Annotated in this window: 19 protein-coding genes and 1 pseudogene; 4 read left to right on the top strand and 16 right to left on the bottom strand. The window is 30.8% G+C overall.

Features of this window, described 5'->3' with window-relative positions; translation table 11 throughout:
- Nucleotides 1-113: 113 nt before the first annotated feature.
- The 10 genes and pseudogenes from ACX6CF_RS13050 to ACX6CF_RS13005 form a co-directional block, all read right to left on the bottom strand.
- Nucleotides 114-1,751 (bottom strand): type 2 periplasmic-binding domain-containing protein, encoded by a 1,638-nt coding sequence (locus ACX6CF_RS13050; protein WP_458785776.1) that lies wholly within the window; start codon nt 1,749-1,751, stop codon nt 114-116.
- A gap of 77 nt (nt 1,752-1,828) precedes the next feature.
- The gene (locus ACX6CF_RS13045) at nt 1,829-2,716 is read right to left on the bottom strand and encodes a carbohydrate ABC transporter permease (RefSeq protein WP_458785775.1); all 888 of its coding nucleotides are present in this window, start codon (nt 2,714-2,716) and stop codon (nt 1,829-1,831) included.
- Between the two features lie 15 nt (nt 2,717-2,731).
- The gene (locus ACX6CF_RS13040; RefSeq protein ID WP_458785774.1) at nt 2,732-3,670 is read right to left on the bottom strand and encodes an ABC transporter permease; all 939 of its coding nucleotides are present in this window, start codon (nt 3,668-3,670) and stop codon (nt 2,732-2,734) included.
- A 274-nt stretch (nt 3,671-3,944) separates the two neighbouring features.
- Nucleotides 3,945-5,672, bottom strand: a complete 1,728-nt coding sequence (locus ACX6CF_RS13035) for an ABC transporter ATP-binding protein (protein ID WP_458785773.1) — start codon at nt 5,670-5,672, stop codon at nt 3,945-3,947.
- Nucleotides 5,659-7,427, bottom strand: a pseudogene (locus ACX6CF_RS13030) (ABC transporter ATP-binding protein). Before ACX6CF_RS13030 ends, ACX6CF_RS13035 begins: the two are co-directional and overlap by 14 nt.
- A gap of 114 nt (nt 7,428-7,541) precedes the next feature.
- Complete coding sequence (locus ACX6CF_RS13025) at nt 7,542-8,513, bottom strand: helix-turn-helix domain-containing protein (RefSeq protein WP_458785772.1); 972 nt, start codon at nt 8,511-8,513, stop codon at nt 7,542-7,544.
- Nucleotides 8,510-8,764, bottom strand: coding sequence for a hypothetical protein (locus tag ACX6CF_RS13020; RefSeq protein WP_458785771.1), 255 nt, complete (start codon nt 8,762-8,764; stop codon nt 8,510-8,512). The genes ACX6CF_RS13025 and ACX6CF_RS13020 overlap by 4 nt, the downstream gene beginning before the upstream one ends.
- A complete protein-coding gene (locus ACX6CF_RS13015) occupies nt 8,733-9,965 on the bottom strand; it encodes an ABC transporter ATP-binding protein (protein WP_458785770.1) in 1,233 nt (410 codons plus the stop codon). Before ACX6CF_RS13015 ends, ACX6CF_RS13020 begins: the two co-directional genes overlap by 32 nt.
- A gap of 12 nt (nt 9,966-9,977) precedes the next feature.
- Nucleotides 9,978-10,700, bottom strand: a complete 723-nt coding sequence (locus ACX6CF_RS13010; protein ID WP_458785769.1) for an energy-coupling factor transporter transmembrane component T — start codon at nt 10,698-10,700, stop codon at nt 9,978-9,980.
- Nucleotides 10,697-11,305 carry an MptD family putative ECF transporter S component gene (locus ACX6CF_RS13005; RefSeq protein WP_458785768.1) on the bottom strand — a complete coding sequence of 203 codons (609 nt, stop codon included), beginning with the start codon at nt 11,303-11,305 and terminating at the stop codon, nt 10,697-10,699. Before ACX6CF_RS13005 ends, ACX6CF_RS13010 begins: the two co-directional genes overlap by 4 nt.
- Before the next feature lie 146 nt (nt 11,306-11,451).
- Here ACX6CF_RS13005 and ACX6CF_RS13000 point away from each other — a divergent pair, with 146 nt between their 5' ends.
- Nucleotides 11,452-12,504, top strand: coding sequence for a helix-turn-helix transcriptional regulator (locus tag ACX6CF_RS13000; RefSeq protein WP_458785767.1), 1,053 nt, complete (start codon nt 11,452-11,454; stop codon nt 12,502-12,504).
- A gap of 60 nt (nt 12,505-12,564) precedes the next feature.
- On the opposite strand, the gene ACX6CF_RS12995 is transcribed toward ACX6CF_RS13000, so the two are convergent.
- From ACX6CF_RS12995 to ACX6CF_RS12985, 3 genes are all read right to left on the bottom strand, one after another.
- Nucleotides 12,565-13,947 (bottom strand): MATE family efflux transporter, encoded by a 1,383-nt coding sequence (locus ACX6CF_RS12995; protein ID WP_458785766.1) that lies wholly within the window; start codon nt 13,945-13,947, stop codon nt 12,565-12,567.
- Between the two features lie 155 nt (nt 13,948-14,102).
- Entirely contained in the window at nt 14,103-15,008 is a 906-nt protein-coding gene (locus tag ACX6CF_RS12990) for a helix-turn-helix transcriptional regulator (RefSeq protein WP_458785765.1), read from the bottom strand.
- Nucleotides 15,009-15,098: 90 nt separating this feature from the next.
- A complete protein-coding gene (locus ACX6CF_RS12985) occupies nt 15,099-15,716 on the bottom strand; it encodes an L-2-amino-thiazoline-4-carboxylic acid hydrolase (RefSeq protein WP_458785764.1) in 618 nt (205 codons plus the stop codon).
- A gap of 262 nt (nt 15,717-15,978) precedes the next feature.
- On the opposite strand from ACX6CF_RS12985, the gene ACX6CF_RS12980 reads away from it, so the two are divergent.
- The 3 genes from ACX6CF_RS12980 to ACX6CF_RS12970 all read left to right on the top strand — a co-directional run bounded on the left by ACX6CF_RS12980 (nt 15,979) and on the right by ACX6CF_RS12970 (nt 19,464).
- Entirely contained in the window at nt 15,979-17,028 is a 1,050-nt protein-coding gene (locus ACX6CF_RS12980; RefSeq protein ID WP_458785763.1) for a zinc-dependent alcohol dehydrogenase, read from the top strand.
- A 135-nt stretch (nt 17,029-17,163) separates the two neighbouring features.
- On the top strand, nt 17,164-17,778 hold the full coding sequence (locus tag ACX6CF_RS12975) for a TetR/AcrR family transcriptional regulator (RefSeq protein ID WP_458785762.1): 615 nt from the start codon (nt 17,164-17,166) through the stop codon (nt 17,776-17,778).
- A 354-nt stretch (nt 17,779-18,132) separates the two neighbouring features.
- Complete coding sequence (locus tag ACX6CF_RS12970) at nt 18,133-19,464, top strand: S-layer homology domain-containing protein (protein WP_458785761.1); 1,332 nt, start codon at nt 18,133-18,135, stop codon at nt 19,462-19,464.
- A gap of 143 nt (nt 19,465-19,607) precedes the next feature.
- Here the strand turns inward: ACX6CF_RS12970 and mtnK are convergent, their stop codons facing one another.
- The 3 genes from mtnK to ACX6CF_RS12955 all read right to left on the bottom strand — a co-directional run bounded on the left by mtnK (nt 19,608) and on the right by ACX6CF_RS12955 (nt 23,372).
- Nucleotides 19,608-20,828 carry an S-methyl-5-thioribose kinase gene (gene mtnK / locus ACX6CF_RS12965; RefSeq protein ID WP_458785760.1) on the bottom strand — a complete coding sequence of 407 codons (1,221 nt, stop codon included), beginning with the start codon at nt 20,826-20,828 and terminating at the stop codon, nt 19,608-19,610.
- Nucleotides 20,829-20,848: 20 nt separating this feature from the next.
- Nucleotides 20,849-21,895, bottom strand: a complete 1,047-nt coding sequence (locus ACX6CF_RS12960; RefSeq protein WP_458785759.1) for an S-methyl-5-thioribose-1-phosphate isomerase — start codon at nt 21,893-21,895, stop codon at nt 20,849-20,851.
- A 166-nt stretch (nt 21,896-22,061) separates the two neighbouring features.
- Nucleotides 22,062-23,372, bottom strand: coding sequence for a Na+/H+ antiporter NhaC family protein (locus ACX6CF_RS12955; protein ID WP_458785758.1), 1,311 nt, complete (start codon nt 23,370-23,372; stop codon nt 22,062-22,064).
- Between the last annotated feature and the right edge of the window lie 6 nt (nt 23,373-23,378).

Here is a 23,378-nt window from a genome sequence, read left to right as displayed (position 1 = left end):
TTTGTTTAAATACCATTAAGAAAATTTTATCATTAAGATATTAACAAAATGTATTATGAGGCAGCCCCTTATCATCACCATCAATTAATATTTGGTTATATTAATTAATAATATTATTCACCTTTTGTATATCTATCCATAGCATTTGTACGAATTTCAATCAAACGCTCTAATCCCATTTCATTTAATTTTTTGATGTAATTATCCCAACCTTCATCAATATTACCGTTGATTACCCAATCAGCTAGATTTACATCAATGAATTTATTGATATCGGTTTCTAGAGTAGCTAATTCTTCAATTTCTTCTGCACTAAGCATTACTTTTGGATAAGTTTTAGTAATGTAGTCTTCACCTAATTTACTAAGCTCTAATTTTAGACCATCTCCACTTTCTGGTGATAATTTAATTTTTTCTTGGAAATCAGGGCTTACATATTTTGGTCCAAAATCTCTTAAACTTTGATCCCAATACCAACCATCCGCACTTGTTCCTTCTGGTGGATTATTTAAAGTATATGTATTATCTTCATTTTTAGAGATAACTGTTCCAATAGCTCCCCAGAAGTTTTGAATACTTGCTTCACCTGTATAGAATTCATCAAGCCAACGTGCAGCTATTTCAGGGTATTTACATTCTTTAGTAATTAAAGCTTCATTACGTTCAATTGCAGAAATACCATTTTTATCTCCACCAGCATATCTCTCACCATCTGGTCCAGCAATAGGCGCTAAAGCGATGTATTCATCTTTCCATTGTCCATATACAGCATCTGGAATCCAGTTATATGAAAAACCTACTCTTGAAACAGTAGGATCTTGATTCTTACCAAGTGCCATAGTATCATCTTGTGTGAAAGTCTCTGGATCAATAATACCATCTACATATAATTTGTTTAACCATTTTACTCCATCACTATATTGTTTACTAGTTGGATAAAATGTAAGAGTATCATCATCATTTATAAGCATTTTAGCTCCATTTATATCAGTGATTCCAAAAGGATTAAGTAAATCCATAGAAAGACCTTTACTTCCTGTAATAGGAATTTCATCACTAGGGTCTCCATTACCATTTGCATCTTGATCTTTGAATGCTTTCAATACTGTATATAATTCATCAATATTAGTTGGTTCTTCTAATCCTAATCTATCTAACCAAGATTTGTTGATAATTGGCTGATTACATACAACAGGACGACAAGGTAGATTTTTACCCATTGAATACATTTTTCCATCCAAATATGTAACTGTCTTTTTCAGGTCAGGCATATCTGTTAAAGCTTTTTTATAGTTAGGCATATAATTTTCTATTAAATCATTAATTGGTAAGAACATTTCTATATTGTTGATTACATCAGTATCTTCAAATGTTTTATTACCAATGATAATGTCAGGTAGATCTCCTCCAGCTAACATAATACCTTTTTGTTCTGACCAATCACTTAAAGATTGAACTTGCCAATCAATTTTTACATTAGTCTTAGTTTCTAAATCTTTTATGAATTGATTATCTGTGAAACTATCTCCCATATTACCCCATCTAGTAGTTAATACTGTTAATGTAACAGGTTCATTTACAATAGGTAGTCCTTCTTTATTAAAATTTTCTGTTCCTGCAACTTCAGCACCATCATTATTTGTCTCTTTATCTTTCGCACCACATCCTACAAAGCATGAAACCATTAACATTGTAACAACTAACAGACTTACTGTCTTTTTTAATAATGATTTTGTTTTATTATTTTTCATTATTCTTCCTCCTTATTATTAATTTATTAAAGTTATTAATAGCAATCTATATAATTTTTAATAGATTCATTGTTACTTTATCCCTTTACTGCACCAATCATTACTCCTTTATTGAAATACTTTTGTGCAAATGGATATACACACATAATTGGAAGTGTAGATATAACGATTACAGAATATCTCATTATATTGGCTCTACGTAATGCAATTTGAGCTGCCTCACCGCTTCCAAGTGCAGTTTGCATATTGTTAGTAATTAGAATATTCCTCAAAATCAATTGAAGTGGATGTAAGCTAGGACTCTTCAAATAAATCAAAGCATTAAAATATGAGTTCCATAAACCTACTGCAATCCAAAGACCTAACACGGACACAATAGCTTTTGATAAAGGTAATACTATTTGAACAAAATATCTTATATTACCACATCCATCAATACGAGCCTGATCCCACAGACTACCTGGAATAGAATTTTGAAAAAATGTTCTAGCTACGATAATATTAAAAGCTGATACTGAAAAAGGAAGTACCATTGCTAGAAAATTATCATATAATCCAAATCTTTTAACGGTTAAGAATGTTGGTATCAAACCTCCATTAAAAAACATAGTGAATACAAATAGCAACATGAAAAATTTACGCCCCACAAAATCTTTTCTAGACAATGTATAGGCAGCAGTAATATTAACAAAAATCCCAATTGCAGTTCCTATTACTGTATATAAAATAGTGTTCTTATACCCTATCCATATCTCTTTATGATTAAGTAGTTCGGTATAACCTTCCAAAGTTATTCCTTTTGGCCATAACCATACTTGTCCACTTGATACTGCTGCTGGATTACTAAAAGATGCAGCGACAACAAAATAAATTGGATATAGAATAATAATTAGTAGAATAATGGATATAGAATATAGTATAATATCAAACTTTGTTATTTTTTTTCTTTTTCCTAGATTACTCATTTATGTATACCTCCCTTACCATAAGCTATTTTCAGATACTTTTCTGCTGAACTTGTTAACCGATATCAAAAGTATAAAGTTAATTATTGTACTAAATAAGTTAACTGCTGAAGAATAGCTGAATTGAGCACTGATCATACCCACTTTATAAACATATGTAGAAATAACTTCGCTGTTCAATAAATTCAAATCATTCTGCATTAGATATACTTTTTCAAATCCAAGTGCCATAAGCCCACCACATCGTAGTATCAACAAGGTCATAGCCGTAGGTATCAGCATGGGGATATCAATATAAAGTATTTTCTGAAACTGGCTGGCACCATCAATACTGGCTGCTTCATAAAGATACGGGTCTACAGATGATAATGCAGCGATATAAATAATAGAATCCCATCCTACATGCTGCCACACATCAGACCATACATATAAATGTTTAAAAGCAGTAGCACTACCTAATAAGTTTGGAGCTTCTGCACCAAATAATCCAAATAAATTTCCGATTAACCCAGTTCCAGGTGAAAAAATCAAATTTAGCATTCCTACTACTACAACTGTAGAAATAAAGTGTGGCATATAAGATACAGTTTGAAACACTTTTTTATATTTTGAAGTTCTCATTTGATTAATCGCTAATGCAAAAATTATTGGAATAGGAAAGCTGACCAATAAGCTATAACCTGTAATAACCAAAGTGTTTTTTATTGTGTTAACAAATTGATAAGAATTGAAATACTTAATAAAATATTTGAACCATGGATCAGCCCATGGACTACCAAGAATACCAAGTGAACCTTTGTAGTCCTTAAAGGAAATCAGAACTCCATACATTGGTATATAATTAAAACAAATCAGTAGAATCAAAGAGGGTAATAATAATAAATAGAGACCTCGATTTCTAAATATTCTTTTCCATAAATGATTTTTCTTTAATAATTTTTGATACATTTTCATCATGCCTTCCTTTTTTTATGTACATATCTCAATTATTACAATAATAAATATATCAATATCTTCCATTATTTTTATTTTTGTATACTTTTAATGTAAAACACAATATATTCGTTGTTGTTATTGTTAGTTTAACGTTAATCTATTTATGTATGTATGGTAACATTTTTATAGTTTCATGTCAAGAATTAATTAAAATAAAAATGCATTGATTAGATAATTCTAAACAATACATTTTATATAGTATAAAGCATTGATTTTCAATGGTTATAAATAATTAATTTTCAACAATAGTATTTGAGTATAATTTTTCTTCCGCATTCCACATATTATAGTATTTACTTCTATTATTAAGAAGCTCATCATGATTACCCTTCTCTTGTATTCTACCATTTGCAACAACAAGAATCTGGTCAGCATTTTTGATAATAGATAGTGTATGAGCAATCATAATAACAGTCTTTTTATTTTTTAATAAATTAGCAATGGCATTTTTCACAGCTAATTCATTCTCAATGTCTAATGATGCAGTAGCTTCATCTAACAGAAGTATAGGGCTATCTTTAAGAATAGCACTAGCGATTGATAATCTTTGTCTTTCTCCACCAGAGAATTGATTACCATTTTCCCCAACTGGTGTATCATAACCTAATTCCAGCTTTTGAATAAACTCTTCACAATTAGCAAGTCTACAGGCTTTTTCTATTTCTTTATCTGTAGCTGATGGACGAGCATATCTTATATTGTTTTTAATTGTATCATTGAATAAGAACACATCCTGGTCTACCATAGAAATCTGACTAAGAACCTTAGCTGCATCAATACCTTTTATTGGAATACCTCCTATTTTTATTTCTCCTGAACCTGGTTCGTAATACTTGGAAATAAGATTAAGAAGGGTAGATTTTCCCGAACCTGAATCACCTACTATAGCAGTGAGTTTTTGATTTTCCACTTCAAAATTCATCCCATTCAATACTGGTTTATCTTTGTCATATGAGAATATTACATTTTCAAACTCAATATTATGAATTCTAGGTATAAAAGATATATCTATTTCTACCTCTTCTTCTTCACTGACCACATTATTAATATGCCATTTTGAAATCATCAAGTTCTTATAAGAAGTTAAATCCACAAATATAACTCCTGCAAGCTTAGATGAAAATATAGGTAAAATACTTAACATAAATAATGTAGGTGCATCAAAAACATTGGTATCAAAACCATGCCAAGCAATTAAAACCATAACCGGTAAGGTAAACCATGATATAACACTGAATATCATCCCTATTGGTATTACATTCTTTTCGTATAAATAACTGATATTGCTATAAGAACTCATTGAATCAGTGACTGTCTTATTTTTGGTTCCACCTATACCATAAGCACGAAAAGTCTGAATCCCTGTTATATATTCAACTATATTACTCACATTATCAGCCATTATATCATTCTTTTCATTACCATATTTTTTAACAGATCTAAAAGATATCCATAGAGTTGGAAGCAACATCAAATCACCTATAAGAATAACAATACCCGCAGGAACATAGATAGTACTTATAAAAACAATCAACATGAGAGAAAGAGAAGCATTTTTAGCTAAATCTCCTGCTTTATGTGTTAGAATTTTTTCATAGTTATTGACATCGTTAGTTGCGACATTAATATATTCACCTGTTTGTCCTTTAGTGAATCTGAATAATGGTATTCTCTTGATTTTATCTCCCAAAAACAACCGAATTCGTTTACTTATATCAGCTCCACCAACCTGTCCTTGTGTGTATCCTATACTATAGATGATAATACGTACTAGGAATACTAGGGCAAGGGATCCTGTCGAAGTAAGTAATAAACTTGATGTCATATTGTTATTCCATAATGCTTTTATACAATCTAATAGTACTATGAAATTACAACCTGATAACATACCTTCAATGATATTCAGTATCATTGATGAATAATAATGCCCATTTTTTTTCATAACATTATTTTGTTTCATTATTATTACCTCCTCCCATACTATAAGAAGTTTTTCTAGCTTCTTTATAATCTTTCCAAGCATTCTTATAATATTTATTTTTATTTCTTACTTGTTCATGAGTACCTACACAAGATATGGTATTATTCTCTACAACCGCTACCCTGTCACATTGCAAAACTACACTTAATCGATGTGCAACAATGACAACTGTTTTTCCTTTGCATAGATTATGAATAGCCTTATCTATTTCTAATTGGTTTTCAGGGTCAGCTGCTGAAGTGGCTTCGTCTAGGATTAGTATAGGTACATTCTTGAGAATGGCTCTAGCAATAGCAATACGTTGTTTTTCTCCTCCTGAGAAACGTGAACCATAACTTCCAACAAGAGTATCATAACCATTAGGTAGAGTCATAATAAAATCATCGATTTGTGCCTGTCCTGCAGCTTCTCTAACTTGATCTAATGTAGCACTACTACCCATCCTTATATTCTCTAATACACTCCCTCTAGTTAAAAATGTCTTCTGAAAAACGATTGATACATTTTCTAATAATTCTTCATAGTTTATATCTTTTACATCTGTATCTCCAATCAAAACTTTTCCTCGATTGACATCATAAAATCTAGCTAATAATTGGACTACTGTACTTTTACCTGCACCAGATCGTCCTACTAATGCAATCTTTTCCCCATCTTTTATACTAATATTACCATCTTTCAATATATTGGTATTACCATCATAGCTAAAATCTACATTCTTCAGTTCAACGGAATGCTTAACAGGAAATTTACTGCCACCTTCATAAGCGGGAATATCAAGAATCGCTTCTGCTTTTCGTATTCCATTCAATACTTGTGCGAAGTTAGTGCCTAACTCTTGTAATGGTCGTAGCTCTGTCAAATATAACGAACCCACAAATGCAAATAAGATAAAAGCACTAGCTGTCAATGTTCCTTTCATAAACCAATAGCCTCCAATGGGGACAATAAGTAACAATCCACATTCTACAATAATATATACATTGCATAAGGTGGTCCCATTTTACGAGATATCTTTTTCCATACTGAACATTCATCTTCCACTGCATCAGAATACTTAGTAAATGATCTACTTCCCATATTGTATGCTTTAATCAATTTCATTCCGCTTATGTACTCAATCCTTGTTGAATTCAGGTCTGCAATCGATCTTGATGCTTTATCCATCATCTTATCAGTTCCTCTAAACATAATACCCATAACTATAAAAGCAAATACCAAAGGAATTAACGAAATAAGAGCTAATTTCCAGTTGACTATGCTCAGATATATGAATATGGCTATTGGACCACTAATGTAAAATATGAGTTCAGGTAAGTGATGGGCTAAAAATAATTCTAGTTTTTCTATCTCTTCATTTAATACTGTCTTGATTTCTCCTGTATTACGTTCACTGAGATTTCCAAGAGGCACTTTAGCCATATGATCTATGACCATACACCTCACTTTGAATAAGGTATTATAAGCTCCTTTATGAGACAATACACCTGATGTTCCAAATAATAAAAATCTAAAAATGATTCCAACAAAAAGTATTATACAATAATGTATGATAATATTTTCTGTACAAGTATGTGCATAAATATTTTCTAGAATCCTATATACAGCATAATATGGAATTGCTGTGCTTAAACCGCTAAGTAATGATAATATGACTGATAAATACAGATAGTATCTATCCTTACCAGCCCACTTCAATAATAATAAAACTAAATCTTTTTTCCCTTTCTTCATGTTGTAACACTCCTTCCACAACTTATAATAGTTAATTCTTTGAATCTTATCTACTCCATATGATTAAAAATGGCCCAATTGAAAACAAACCATGAGCATACGCTTCTGCGATTCTCATGGTTTACTTACAACACTGCTTTTTCTATATTTTGATGGTGTCATATTAAATTCATTTTTGAATGCTTTTGCAAATTTTCCTCCATTTGAATATCCACAATCAAGTGCAATATCAATTATGGACATGTTAGTATCTGTAAGTAATTCTTTTGCCTTTTGCATTTTTCGTATTCTTGCATAAGTAAATACAGGATGATCATATATACTCTTGAATCCTTTCTCTAAATCTGTTACATTCATTCCTACCAGTTTTGAAAGCGTCTGAACTGTAATCCACTCATCAATCCTAGAAACTATAATACGCCTTGCCTCTTTAATCTTATCTACAGATGATTTGGAGAAATATATTACTCTATTATTTTTATAATCCGAATCAGACAATAAGTATAATAAAAGTTCTGTTACTTTAATCTTCATAAGATGATTCTTGTATTTATCAGGCAAAACCCAAAGTTCTTTAAAAATATGTTCGACACTCTCATTGGCACTATCAATAATACAAGAATCAGCATCAAATACCTTTCCAAAAAAAGAATCTTTTATAAATTCAGTAGTATTTAACATATCATCAAGACTCTCAATGATATAAGGTAAATAAAGCATTATTGTAATCCCCACATAAGGTTTTGTACTGAAATCACAGTAAAGAGCATCTGTCTTGCAGTTAAAAAGAGAGAGATCTCCATCTGACATATAAGCATATTTCTGATTTTTGAACTTGATTTCCACGTGTCCCTTCAGACAATAATTTATCTCGATACAGTCTACATCGATCTTCATTGTTTTACTTAAAGGCTTAAAAAGTTCAATATCATTATATATGATCTCAACACCTGGCATAACACTATAACTACGCATAGTACCTTTTCCAGCATAAGACGATACTGTATATAAAACTGAATCATTTTGAATGATCTGTTTGTCGATGATATCTCTATAGTATGTTTTGTTTTCTTCTACTCTTCTCATACTATAAAAAAATCCCTAAGCTTTTCTATGTTGTTTCCATCAATATTAAAATCATCTACTAACATACCATCATCAAAATGTATAATACGACTACAAACAGAAGAGATGAACTCATAATCATGAGTAACGATAAAAATTATCTTTCCCATACTGGCTAGTTTTTTGATTAGACCTACAACTTGTAGCATACTATCATAATCAAGCCCACTTGTAGGTTCATCAAATACTAGAATCTCTTTTTCGCATATCATACTTACCGCTACAGCTGTTCTTTGTTTTTGCCCCCCCAGATAATGTATTAGGATGCCTATCCTTATATTGATAGATTTTTAGATCTTTCATCACTTGATTGATAAGTTCCATATCTGGGCTTTTTATGCCAAAGTGACATTCCGTTTCTACATTTTCACTAAAAAGTTGGTAATTAACATCTTGCATTACCATATAAGACAGTTTCAAGCGTTGTTTGTTACTTACTTTTTTACCTTTCCAACAGAAATTGCCTTTACACCCTTTATGTAATCCGCATACACTTCTTAGAAACGTAGATTTTCCTGCTCCATTATGTCCTATGATTCCTATTACTTCTCCACGTTTAGCACAAATGGAAATATCTTTCATGACTACATTTTTTTTATAGGATATATCCATATCATTAATATCCAAAACATCTTTATCATTTTTTCCATTGTTATTGAGTGGTACAATAGTTGATAAATCAGTAGTTCTGAATCCTAACTTAATTCTTTGCTTTAACGGAATATTGATGAATTCATCTTTATCATATATTTTCTTAATTTCCCCTTCTTCAACGTGAACTACCCGATCAATAATATCTCTAAGATAATACAATCTATGCTCTGCTATGATGATTGTTTTACCTTGTCTTTTCAACATTATCAAGATATTACGTAATTCCGATATAGCATCTACATCTAGATTGGAGGAAGGTTCATCAAGAACATAAATATCTGGAGACATAGCATAGATAGATGCAAATGCTATTTTTTGTTTTTCTCCCCCAGATAATTCGAAAATACTTCTTCCCATTAATTGTTTTATATGTAGGTCTTTTTGAGTTTTATGAACACAATGTTTCAATCGCTGATGTGGATATGATAGATTTTCTATTCCAAATGCTATTTCACTGTCAGTATCCACATTAAAAAACTGAGTTCTTGGATTCTGAAATACTGATCCCACTTTTTCAGCGATTTCATACATATTCATATCCAATATATTTTTATTATCTATTTCTATAGTCCCTTTTAACTCTCCAGAATAAAAATGTGGAATTAGACCATTGATAAGTCGTGTGATTGTGGTTTTACCACATCCGCTTTTTCCACAAAGAAGTATACACTCACCTGTTTTTATTGTAATATTAACATTCTTAATTCCATTTTCTTCTTTACCTTGATAAGTAAAAGAAGTATCCTTTATTTCAATCAAGTCATTACCTCCTTATGTTATAATCGCTATTATCAACAATGCAAAAAAACAAATATTGCAAATAGCATCTGCACATGAAAAACGAATCGTTTGAACACAAGTACGAACCTTTGGATTTTCAATTCCTCTTGTTACTGCTGCTGCTGATAGTTCATCAGCAACTTTGGAAGCTGACATCATAAGTGGAACATAAACACATTCTATAGTTTGAAGCGGTCTAATTAAGAACCCACCAAACGATGGTGCCACATTCCTCATTTTCATTGCATCTTTGATATATCTCCAATCCTCTCCTACCATTGGAAAATATCTAAGCATTACTGTTAACGGAATAACTACACTTTTGGGCATATGTATACGATTCATAGCCGCCATGAATTCATTTACTCTTGTTGTAGAAACAATTATTCCACCTAACATACCACATGGGAATATCTTTCTTATGAACATACAAAAACTCACAATAAATATCTTAAAAGTTCCACCTAGATATACTGAACCCAATATTTGTATTATCAATATCATGAAATAGATTACTGACATTTTAAAAGTGAATCTATACGCACCACTAATCATCCCAAGTAAAATTATAAAGCAAGCAAGTATTACTTCCAACTTGATAGACCCTGCAAAAAATACAGATAAGTTACCTACTAATAGAATAAATAATTTTGTTCTTGGATCAATATGTAATAATCCTTGTTTTTTAGTGCTTGTTCCCACTATGAGATTCATGCTACAATTCCCGCTTTTTCAAATTGCTTTTTGAGTAATCTTCTACCAAGTAGAGCGCTAATAAATGCACATAATAAAGTGCCAATAATCATTGCTGGCAACATCCAATCTTTTGCTGTATCAACCATTGTATTCATATAGGTTTGTTCTGTTCCTGATCCAACCAGATATTCAATGTATTTGGTTTGATTAAGCCACAACATCATATAAGAACCTATAGGATTAAGAGAGAAAATCAAAAATCCTAGAATATTAAGTTTCATATTATTAAATTTACCAGCTCCTGAAATCAATTCAGCCACGATTGCGAGTAATATATAAGCAACTGACCACAACCAATACATTCCTGTAACAAACATCAGTAATCCCATTAGAATACCAAGAATGAGTATTGGACCATGTTTTGGAACTTTAGCAATTAATAAAAGGTACACAGGACCTGTAAGAAGAGCTACAGCGGGTGGTAATAAGAATGTCAATACTGGATTAGGTGCAAAGAGTATTCCTCCAATCATAGTTAATACAAAAAAAAGTGCAGAAAAAATTCCTGTTACTACTAAATCTTTAATACTTAATTTTTGCTTTGAAATAGTTATATTTGACATGTTAAATTCCTCCTTGTTATATAAAGTGCTTATTATAATTTAAACCCTCATTGACAAAGCAATCATGTTTCATTAAACTATCATTAGGTCAATGATTATTACTATGTCAATGTCAATAAGTATACAATGCACTATAGAAATTGACAATGATTCTCAAATACATTCGCCTAATCATAATAAAAATTCGTCTAATCGTGGCATTAGGGGGAGGAATTAAAATTAAAAACATAATTAAAGATATACATGAACCTTATTTATTTGAAAAGGGATTCACAATTGATACTAATAAACAATATAATGCAATGGGTCAATGCTATAAAATCGACCCTAAGATTGGTAAAGGTTATTACTGGATATACGCTCATAACAATCTTTTTGCTATTGCTATTCATGATTTTTACTTCTATGAAGATTATTTATTGGAATGTAGATTACCAGAATATCTAAGTATAACTTATTATGATTCTCTCTCAGGAGAAGAATTGAATCCATATAAAAGATTGAATGCAGGATGTGTAAAAGGATATTGGAGCAACCAAACTGTATATAAAGCATTATTTCATAAGAATATTCCAATTCGCTCAATTGGTATTGAAATTACACCAGAGTATTATGAGGATTATCTAAAATCCAAATATTCAGGAGAGTACATAAGTCCACGCTCAGCTGTATTAAGTATAGATGAAGATACAAACTTTCCTGAGATGGTTTTATTATTACATCAGATTAGAAATTACAAAGGTACAGGAATGGCAGCAAGATTATTTTTTGAAAGCAAAGTTACTGAGGCGATATCTCTTCTCGTTGAAAGATCAAAACAGATAAAGCCGAAAACTCCTAGAAGAATTACCAAGCAAGACCTTGAACATCTGGAAACTGTCACAGCATATATTAATGACCATTATGCATATGACCTTCATCTAGATAATCTTTCTCAAATAGCATGTATGGGAATAACTAAATTGAAGTCTTCATTTAAAGAAGTATATAAATGTACTATTACTGAATACATTCAACATCGACGTATGGGACAAGCTGAACATTTGTTGGCGAATACAGAGCTTAATATAGGTCAAATTGCTCGTATCGTTGGATATCATAGCGCTAGTCGTTTCTCTGAATTATTTAAGAAAAGTACTGGATTGCTTCCTAGTAAATACCGTGAATTATCGTTAGGAGAAAATAGTCACTTACTCTAGAGACCTTATCTATTGAAAAAACCTCAATCATGAACTAATCAGATTGAGGTTTTTTATTTATCAGCATTCCGCTCTTATTAATTTATTGTTTTTGATATGTCCGTTAATTTTACTGTTTAACGATTTGAATTCTTTTATAATTAAAACGCTACTCATTATCACAGTAAGCAGATCTCCTAGAGGCATAGCTATCCAAGCTCCTGTTTCACCAATGATCCTAGGTAAAATCAGTACAATAGGTATGAAAAATAATATCTGTCTTCCCATAACCAAAATAGCTGCTTTGCTCCCTTTCCCAATTCCTTGGAAAAATACAATTGACATTGACATGATACCATATAAAATAAATATTCCAAGAAAAATTCTGAATCTACCTATACCAAGTTGTGCTAATGATGCATCTGTTATAAACCAACTCAATATAGTTTTAGGGAATAACATGAAACAAATCCACAATACTCCCGCTACACCTGTTGATATTTTAGTAAATGTCAAGAAAGCTTCTTTTACACGTTCAAATTTCTTAGCTCCATAGTTCGCACCTATTATTGGCTGTACCCCCTGTGCAATACCCCATAATGTAATAAATGCAAACATCATAACTCTATAAGATGCTCCCATAATAATGATACTATCATTACCTCCTATATTGGAAAGTACTTTAAACATTACGGACATCTGGATTGCTGGCATTACTTGCATTACCATACCTGAAATTCCAACATTTAATATTTTGGGCATTATATCAAATGACATCTTAAAACTATGCCTAGTTATTTTGATAATACTCTTACCTGATTTGAAATATATAATATCGCCTACTGCAACACAAATCTGTGCAATAACTGTAGCCAATGCAGCACCCTCAATTCCCATGTTAAGGAATTTAATCAAAATAGGGTCTAATATAATATTAATCAGCGTACCTGAAATAATTATCTTCATGGCAACTTTCATTCGACCTTCACCACGAATCAAGAAATTAAGAGCAGGTCCTAAAGCTGAAAAAACAAATCCTAGAGATATGATTTTTAAGTATCTCGTTCCTAACACCAATATCTCGTCTGTTGCACCAAGAAATTCAAGCATTGGATTTGCAAAGTTATATACTATTATAGTCAGTAATATTGATAATACTGAAACCCCTATCAAAACATTACCAAATAGTTTATCTATTGTCTTTTGATCCTTTTCTCCAATGGCTCTAGATAAAACAGACATTGCTCCCATAGCAAGAAGCATTGCTACAGCAGTATTCAAAAGCACTACATTATATGCTAGAACTATTGCACCAACACCTTCTCCAGATACAAATTGACCTACAAAAATAGCATCAACCATATTATATAATCCTACCGCTAACATTCCAATCATAGCAGGTATAGCAAGTTTCATAAAAAGTTTACCCATACTCATTTCTAATAATTCTTTTCTACTATTCATTATTTATTTCCTTTCTAAAATTATTTTATATTAACTATATCTATTTTATAAAAGTCCCCTTTCAATCAACATTCATCATTGTTTAATTATAGCAATGAATATCATTATCATTTTAACTCTAAAAAAAATAGTATGGACTTACCAACATCCATACCTTATTGATAACTTCTCAAAATATCTTCCAACTTTTTTTTGATTATATCATTTATATAACTTGGCTCTATGATTTTTATATATTGTCCAAATGTGATTATATAATTGTATAACCACTCATCCTCTACCGCTTTGAACATAATTTCATAACTACCATCTTCTCTACAGATAATATCATTAATATTAAATTCATTATAAGCTCTATACTTTATCTCAGGCGCTAAAATGATTTTTAGAGATATTAATTGAGCCGTTTGTTGATATGATAAATTAAAGTCATCCAAGTTATAATCATCTCTATCAAAATCACTACTAGTTATTTCAAGATTTTTCATTCTATATATCTTGAACATTCTATAATCTTTCCTCATTAAACAATAGCCTAACAAGTACCAATCTTTTTGTTTAAATATTAGTTTCAATGGATTAACAATTCTTGTAGTTTTATCTCCATATAGATTATAATAAGCAAATCTTATACTCCTACAAAAAGTTAAAGCATATTTCAAATCTTCAAATTTCTTTTTTTCTGATTTTGAACTACCCCAATAGGAAAAATCTACTTCAATCCAATTTTCATTACTTTTCTTGAATAAAGATTTTAATTTGAGTATAGCATCATCAACGTTTTCATATTCAGTTGCTTTCAATAATTCCAATCCTATAAGCACTTTATTTTGCTCTTCATTCGATAAAACGGATTTATTTATAATAAAATTATCCAGAAGGCTTATACCTCCACCCTTCCCTTTATTAGTATAGATTGGTATTCCTGCCATAGACAAAGTTTCTACATCTCTGTATATTGTTCTTGTGGATACCTCTAGAATATTAGATAATTCTTTTGCTGTTACTTGTTTTTTATCTAAGAGTAAATACACAATCTGAAATAATCTATCAATCTGCAATAATATCACCACCTATTAATATTATAACAGATAAATATGACATCTATTTGTCTTATTTAAAAATATGTAGTATTTTTCATTTCTCTAAACTTACTTATTAACATACCAAAAATCACAGCAAGAAGCTCCCTCTGCTAGTGTAGAATTTCTTATTAACTTTGATTTGCCAAAACTAGCAGTTATATAATCTGTTTCACATAGATATGGAGCAAGCTCAGTACAATTTTCTAATTTACACAATTCACAAAGCCCACAGCGAGTAAATTCAAAATATGTTCCTGTTTTGTGCTTACTACTATTTTCCCTCATAATCCAGTTTGCAGGATACTTATCAGCATTTGCTTGTGTCCATTTTGATACACTCCTAACCCACCCCTTGAATTTTTGGGTTGTTTGATCTTGTCCTTTACACACAAATTTTACGATTTTCGATTGTTTTAACCCATCTATTATGATATTACCCATTATTTCAGGTGAGATAGCTTTATCCGCAGCCTTATAACATGCAATAAAGATTCCTCCTGCATATATATTCATAATCAGTTTATTTTCTTTTCCTCCTATATCAGGAGCTCTAGAAATCATGTCGTTGTACTCTTTTTTAGTTTTTTTCAACAAATCCTTTGTAAATTCTCTAGAATATCTTTTGGATATCTGTTTTTTCAAAATCCCCTTAAATACTAACCAATAAACCTTAGTTTGTGACATTATTGATTTACCTCCATATCTTATTTTAGTGATACCTTTTGTTCTCTAGTTATATTTATAATCAAGTTTATTAATTGATAATGATATTTAATATCATTTAAATTATAAATCTTAATAAATATTCTGTCAATATTTTTAATATCATTACCTTCAATTGTTTTGCCATCTTGACAAGTAAAATAATCAGTGCTATTATTAACTAGATGAACGTTCAGCTAGTTACCTATGATTAACTAGACTTACTTATATATTACATAAAGGAGTGTTTACTATTAAAGCATTATACTTTCCAGAAGTAAATAAAATTGAATTAAGAAATGTTGAAAAACCTGTTATGAAAAACTCTACCGATGTCATTGTAAAAGTTACTACTACTACAATTTGTGGCAGCGATATCCATATTATAAGAGGTGCTATCCCTACGAAACCTGGTTTTGTATTAGGTCATGAGTATGTAGGAATAATTGAATCAGTAGGAAAAGATGTTAAGAATTTCAAAGTTGGTGACAGAGTTATCGGACCTCCTGCACCTTATTGTGGCAAATGTGAACCCTGTAAGAATGGGTATGTATCCCACTGTGCTAATGGTGGTATTCACGGTGCCGGAGAAACCAGGGGTAGTATACCTGGTGTTCATGCTGAATACACATGTGTACCTCATGCAGATTCATGTTTATTAAAAGTACCTGATAACCTTACTGATGAACAGGTTATCTTTGTATCAGATATAGCTTCTACTGGCTATACCGGTATTGAACATTCTGGTTTAAAAGAAGGTGAAACCATTGTAATATTTGGTTGTGGTCCTGTTGGTATGGCAACAATCCTAACAGCTAAACTTCATAATCCAGATAAAATAATAGTTGTTGAAAAATCCGAAACAAGATTGAAGAAAGCATTACAAATTGGGGCTACTCATACCATCAGTACAGATGAGGATGTATTAAAAAATATAGCTAAGTACACTAACAACAATGGGGCTAACGTTGTTATTGATGCAGCAGGATTAGATATCACAATCAATCAAGGAATTGATTGTCTTGGTATTGGTGGCAGAATGTTCCTTGTAGGTATTCCCAAAAAACCTATCAATATTCAATCAAATCATTTTTATAAAAATATCACTTTCAGTATGGGATTGGGTGATCTTAAAAATATAGGTGGTCTTCTTGATCAAGTTAATGAGGGTAATCTTGATCTCACACCTTTAATAAGTCATACAATGCCAATAGATGATATTGAAAGTGCTATTGATCTCGTTCAAAACAAACCGGACGAAGTAGTTAAGGTCATCATAAAACCTCAACTATAAAAAGCACTGTTTTATTGTATTGTGATATGTTATAATTACATAGTAATATTACCAAAAAAAGACTAGATATATTTTTATTATAGTCTTTTTTTGTAATTGCTGATTCAACAAATCATTTAATGAAGGAGTCAACCTATGGATAATATAAGAAAAAGAGATGCTGAGTTGTCCAGAAAAAAAATATTAGATGCTGCTGAAACACTTTTTGCTCAAAAAGGTTATCATTTGACAACTTTGACTGAAATCGCAGAATTAAGTGGTTTATCAAGGACTACACCTTCTTATTTTTTTGGTAATAAAGAAATGCTATATAAAAATGTAATTGAACATCTTATTGAAGATGAAAAGAATTACGTTGATAAATTAGTAATTAAAGATACAGTAACTGTTGATGCATTAAAAACTATTTTGGCACGTCATATTGATTACACTTTCAAGCATCCTAACCTAACAAAAATTTTAGTAACTGAATCATTAAATAATAACAGGCAAGAATGGATACTCAGCTTTTTTCCTGATATGATTTCTTGGAGTCATAAATATCTATCAGATGCAAGAGATATGGGAATCATAAGACAAGATATAGATATAAATACTCTATGGTTAAATGCTATGGCAATGGCATGGTTACCCATTATAACTCAAGATACGTTTCTAAAATTAATGGATAAAGATTTCACTGAACAAGAATTTATTGACAATCATAAAAAACAAGTTGAAACACTTATTTTTGAATCAATACTAACATAATAAATTAATTAGAAATGAATAATTACACTATAAAGCTGTTGATTGGAACTTATTATCAACAGCCTTTTTTATTACAATACTTTTAAGAAAATTATCATTTCAATAAAATTTATTGTTCATGTTTAATGCTATATATCTCTATCTTTACTTCATTTAATTCTACAAACCAGTTATTATATCTATTTAATTAAATAATTATTACTTTATATTTTTTACAATGTTATTTACTCAACATAATTCCCTAAAATAAAAAATAAATAGACAATTTATTGACAAACATTTATTAATGATATAAAATTTTATATGCTATCAGTTTTTTAGATAGCATACAAAAATAATAGGAGGAATTTACAAATGAAAAAAATTGTTACATTACTATTAGCTCTTACTCTTGTTTTTAGCACTTGTACTCTATCTTATGCTGCTGAAAACGAAACAACAGATTCAAATTTTGGAACTATCATATTGAATAAAGCTCTATACACAGATTATTATGGTAATGAAAGAATATGCAAAATAACTATTAAAGGTGTTGTAGGAGTTCAATTAAATGATACTACTGTTTTATTTGAAAATTATAACCATAAATTTTTAGATACTTATTGTGATGATCCAGACCATTTTACATATAATAAAGAAACACACAGGGATGTATGGAATGGTACAGGTGAATTTATTGATAATGGATTAACTATTATTCCTGTAATGAAAGGCGCTGAAATTCTTATTGAAGTAATTGATGATAAAGATGCCATGGATTTCTATGTATCATATTTTCCTTTTATAGATAATGAGAAAACAGTATTTTGCAACGGTTTGGAACAAAGCGGTTCTTATACTACAGGAGTTGCTAGAGTATTTGAAAAATTATCTGAAAATACTATTGAAAAGTTCCCTTTTAATATCAACAACAAACCTACAGGTATCATGGTAGTTGACTCAAAAACTTATCCATTACCAAGTGCAGAAGATGTAAAAAAAGCCAAGGAAGCATTAGCTGTTACTGATACTAAAAAAGAAGATGTGAACGACGCTGCAGAAGATACATCTAAAGAAGACGAAACTGCTAAAGAAGTAGATACTACTAAAGATACTGAAGCAGTTCCTGGATTAAGTAATTTTGAACAAGTTAATGAATATAAGGCAGATACTTTCAATGATGTTGAAGATGGTATTTGGTACGCAGATTCAGTGAAAAACTGCTATGAGTTAGGAATAATGAATGGTAAAGGCGACAACCAATTCGCGCCAAAAGGTTCTATCAGTGTAGCTGAGGCTATTGCAATGGCAGCTAGAACAAATAAAATCTATGCAGGTCTAGGTAGTGAAATTGAAAAAACTGGTGATAATTGGTATGATGGATTCGTTAAATATGCATTAGAAAACAATATCATGACAGAAGATCAATTTGATGATTATACTAGAAAAATTACAAAAGCTGAATTATCATATTTATTTGCTAAATCAGTACCTGAGGAAGAATTCAAAGCAATACAGCTTTACCCAATGGCTGATGTCGATGATGATACAAATTATGCTTCTGAAATCTATTTATTATTTAACGCAGGAGTTGTTACAGGTAGTGATGCCGAAGCAACATTCCATCCAACTGATAATATTACTAGAGCTGAAGCTTCTGCAATAATAAACAGAGTCATTAATACTGACAGCAGAAAAGCACTTTAATAGTTTTATATTATAATATACTTAGAGGCTGCAACAATTTATATGTTGCAGCCTCTTAATCTATTTCGTCAATTATATCAATGCCCTCAAATACGCTCATAATGGTTAACAGTCTCTATAATAATGGTAAATTAATATTTATACTATATATGTTTCTTTAATATATCAATAAAATCTTTACCGCTGTTGATACTCTTACGATTCATTATCATTTCTTTTCCAATGTTAATCAATAATCTTTCTGCTTTAACACGTTTGTCTGTATCTTCAATCGTAGTTACATCCGCAACCTTTGAATCACCAACAACTCTTCTAATTATTTCAAGTCCAGCACTACCAGCAGAATCAGATAATACTGAAACTAAATACCAATTTCTATAATAATCTTTTTTAGCCATTTCATCAGTAACGATTTCTTTATATAGTTTATTGAATTTAACTATAAATAAATCTACAATTTCTTCTATTGTAATTGATAGCCAATCAAGGAATGCTTTTTTATTTAATTCTTCATCTTTATCTACGTCTTCAACATATGCGTGAGCCCATGCAAAGAATAAATTACCTACAACATTTCCAACATCATAACCCATAGGTCCATAAAAAGCGAATTCTGGGTCTAGTACTTTTATTCCAGTTTCATTAGCGAATATTGAACCTGAATGTAAATCTCCATGAACTAAAGCTTGAGCATTATTCATAAAGTTATTTTTCAACTTACCAACTTCAAGAATTAGATCATCGTCATTATATAAAACTTCTTCAACGAATTTTAGATTCTCATCTATTATAATATTCCTACCCTTATAATCAATATAAGGTTCAGTAAATACAAGATCTTCTGATATCTTACATAAATCTTTATTGATATATTCTTTTACTTGATCTTTCTTTTCTCCTGAATCCATAACCAAATCTGTTGTTGGTAATAAGGTATTTACTAAGAAAGTTGTAATATCCTCAGCTAAAGTTGGAAAAGTATTTCTTTGTAATAATTCTGTTCTTAGGTTATGGTATACTGACACATCTTCCATGGCTAATATACACATCACAGAATCATATTTATATATTTTAGGAACTAAATTAGGCGCTAATCTTTCTTGTTGCATCAGTACCATTGCTTCTATTTTATTTCTATTAACATCTAATGCACGACCTGATGATCTAAGTACTGTATCGGCATGTTTAATAATAATCGATTTTTGTGTGTTTTCATCCCATACTTTAAATACATAATTAATATTGCCATCACCAATTTCTTTTGATTGTAGCTTAGCATTATCATCGAAGAAATCAAGTTTTTCTATTACATACTCAATGGCATCTTGTTCATTCATTCTAAAATGTTTATCAAATTTAGACATTATCTCATCTCCAATTATTTTTACCAATAGTTATCTACTTCTGTAGAAAAATATCTTTTTAAATCATATGCACTATATATACCTTTATCAGTTACTACTCCACTTACTAAATGTGGTGGTGTTATGTCAAAAGCTGGATAATAAGCCTTAACACCATCTAAAGTATTTTTTATACCTCTGAATTCTAATACTTCCTTTGGATCTCTTTCTTCTATTTTAACCGTATCTATTGTGTCTTTATCAGGAATTCCTGTTACGAAATATGGTATTCCAAAATGTTTTGCAGCAATTGCAATCTGCATTGTTCCTACCTTGTTGACAATATGTCCATCTATACATATGGAATCAGCAGCTGATGTAAACAGATCAATATTTTTAGTCTGCATAGTGATGGCTGGCATATTATCTGTAATAACTGTTACATCAAACCCTTGGTCATGTATAACACTTGCTGTAAGTCTTGCACCTTGTAAGAAAGGTCTTGTTTCTGGGCAAAAGAATTTAACGACTTTATTTCTTTTCTTAGCCTCTTTCAACATCATACCTATAATTGTTTCACCAAAACATTGAGTCATTACATTACCATTTTGTGGAAACATATCTACTAGATAATTAGCTACTTCACCAATCTTAGAATATCTTCTATTCATGGAATTAACAGTATGCTTGAATATTTCCTCGTCAACTCTTTGTGAATTTTCTAAAGCTTTTTTCACAACTTCTAGGCAACCATTGACAACTAGAGTCATTCTAGGAACTGTCGTAGGTCTTGCATGTGATAGTGTATAAGCCGCATCTTTTAGATATTTCATTTGTTCTTCTTCTTTTAAATCTTTGCACTCATAAGCTGCAAGTGCCATACCCATCCCTGCTGCTGTATAAGGTCCTGCACTTTGAGTCACCATATCAGCAATTGCCTTAGCGACTTCCCCATGAGATGCACATGTAACGAATCTAACTTCTGTTGGATATATTCTACGATCTAATATTTTTACTTTTCCGTCTTCATACCAAGCAACATTCTCATATCTTAGCATAAATGCAAGATCTTTATCTACTCTTTCCATTTTGCTATTACCTCCTGTATACATTTGCCCTGTAAAATTTCTTATGAATGTACCATATATAATGTTTAGGCACTATATATGGCATATTCTTATATGTTTATTCTATATAAAATTGTTTACTATATAATCTATATATTGATAATTATCTATATCAACTTATCGCCTACTATTTTCTAGCTTTTTTATATCTAGGGAATCCAATAATAATAGATAAACTACCGATTACTAACATTAGTATTGAATATATTGAATATGGTACTATTTCAACTGGTGAAATATGTCCTAACCCTGCTGCCAGTAATAATTGTCCTCCATAAGGAATTAATCCTTGTACCGCTGCTGAGAAGATATCCAATAAACTTGCAGTTTTTCTTGGATCTATATCGTATTCTTCTGATATATCTTTTGCTAATGGTCCAGCAGTAAGTATTGAGATTGTATTATTAGTTGTAGCAGCTGTAATCAATCCAACTAACGCTGCAATTCCGAATTGACCACCTTTTTTGCCTTTTACTTTAGCAGTAACTTTTTCTAATAGATAATCAATACCACCATAATATTTCATAAGTCCAACTAAACCAGCAACAACAATTGCGATTATAGCTAGGTCTTCCATCCATCCCATACCTCTTTGTAAAACCCCTAATAATTCAACACCAGTGAAGCTAGAATTAAGTAATCCTATGATTGAACCAACACCAATACCAATTCCTAATACAGCCATTACATTAAGTCCAGCTAATGCACTGACTATTATAGCTACATAAGGTAAAATATTAACTAATGAATAATCAACACTTTCTAAGCTGACTACATCAACTGGAATCATTGCTAATATAATAAGTGTTATTATCACTGCTGGTAGAACTATAAGAATATTTGATTTGAATTTGTCTCTTAACTCTACATTTTGAGTTCTTGTAGCAGCTATTGTTGTATCAGATATAAATGATAGATTATCACCAAACATTGCACTACCTACAACTGTAGCTAATACCAACGCCATACTGATATCTGCTTGATTAGCAATACCAACACCAATTGGGGCTAAAGCTGTAATTGTACCCATTGATGTTCCCATTGAAAATGATAAAATACAGCCAATGATGAATATTCCAGGTAAAATCATGTTAACCGGTAGAACTGTCAATCCTAAGTTAACTATTGAGTTTACTGCTCCCATAGCATCAGCCACAGAATAAAAAGCTCCTGCTAGTATGAATATGACAACCATCAAAATTATTGTGTCTTCACCACCAGCTTTAGTAAATATAGATACTTTTTCTCCAAAGCTTGTTTTACCACCTTTTTTATCCAATAATAAAGCAAAACCTGATGCAAATATAAATGCTACCAACAATGGCATACTACTAAAATCTCCTGTTATAATACCTGTACCCATAAATAATACCAAGAACACTATTAATGGTAATAATCCTTTAAAATTACTATTATTATTATCTTTGTTATTGTTCATGTCAAC

It is taken from the genome of Vallitalea sediminicola, assembly GCF_054408565.1.
Note: the sequence above shows the minus strand (reverse complement) of the source record. Positions and strands in the feature narration are given on the sequence as shown.

Bases quoted from the DNA above. Each gene is read 5' to 3' on its own strand.
- ACX6CF_RS13050 (WP_458785776.1), bottom strand. From the start codon at position 1,751: ATGAAAAATAATAAAACAAAATCATTATTAAAAAAGACAGTAAGTCTG.
- ACX6CF_RS13045 (WP_458785775.1), bottom strand. From the start codon at position 2,716: ATGAGTAATCTAGGAAAAAGAAAAAAAATAACAAAGTTTGATATTATA.
- ACX6CF_RS13040 (WP_458785774.1), bottom strand. From the start codon at position 3,670: ATGAAAATGTATCAAAAATTATTAAAGAAAAATCATTTATGGAAAAGA.
- ACX6CF_RS13035 (WP_458785773.1), bottom strand. From the start codon at position 5,672: ATGAAACAAAATAATGTTATGAAAAAAAATGGGCATTATTATTCATCA.
- ACX6CF_RS13025 (WP_458785772.1), bottom strand. From the start codon at position 8,513: ATGAGAAGAGTAGAAGAAAACAAAACATACTATAGAGATATCATCGAC.
- ACX6CF_RS13020 (WP_458785771.1), bottom strand. From the start codon at position 8,764: ATGATATGCGAAAAAGAGATTCTAGTATTTGATGAACCTACAAGTGGG.
- ACX6CF_RS13010 (WP_458785769.1), bottom strand. From the start codon at position 10,700: ATGAATCTCATAGTGGGAACAAGCACTAAAAAACAAGGATTATTACAT.
- ACX6CF_RS13005 (WP_458785768.1), bottom strand. From the start codon at position 11,305: ATGTCAAATATAACTATTTCAAAGCAAAAATTAAGTATTAAAGATTTA.
- ACX6CF_RS13000 (WP_458785767.1), top strand. From the start codon at position 11,452: ATGATTCTCAAATACATTCGCCTAATCATAATAAAAATTCGTCTAATC.
- ACX6CF_RS12995 (WP_458785766.1), bottom strand. From the start codon at position 13,947: ATGAATAGTAGAAAAGAATTATTAGAAATGAGTATGGGTAAACTTTTT.
- ACX6CF_RS12985 (WP_458785764.1), bottom strand. From the start codon at position 15,716: ATGTCACAAACTAAGGTTTATTGGTTAGTATTTAAGGGGATTTTGAAA.
- ACX6CF_RS12975 (WP_458785762.1), top strand. From the start codon at position 17,164: ATGGATAATATAAGAAAAAGAGATGCTGAGTTGTCCAGAAAAAAAATA.
- ACX6CF_RS12970 (WP_458785761.1), top strand. From the start codon at position 18,133: ATGAAAAAAATTGTTACATTACTATTAGCTCTTACTCTTGTTTTTAGC.
- mtnK (WP_458785760.1), bottom strand. From the start codon at position 20,828: ATGTCTAAATTTGATAAACATTTTAGAATGAATGAACAAGATGCCATT.
- ACX6CF_RS12960 (WP_458785759.1), bottom strand. From the start codon at position 21,895: ATGGAAAGAGTAGATAAAGATCTTGCATTTATGCTAAGATATGAGAAT.
- ACX6CF_RS12955 (WP_458785758.1), bottom strand. From the start codon at position 23,372: ATGAACAATAACAAAGATAATAATAATAGTAATTTTAAAGGATTATTA.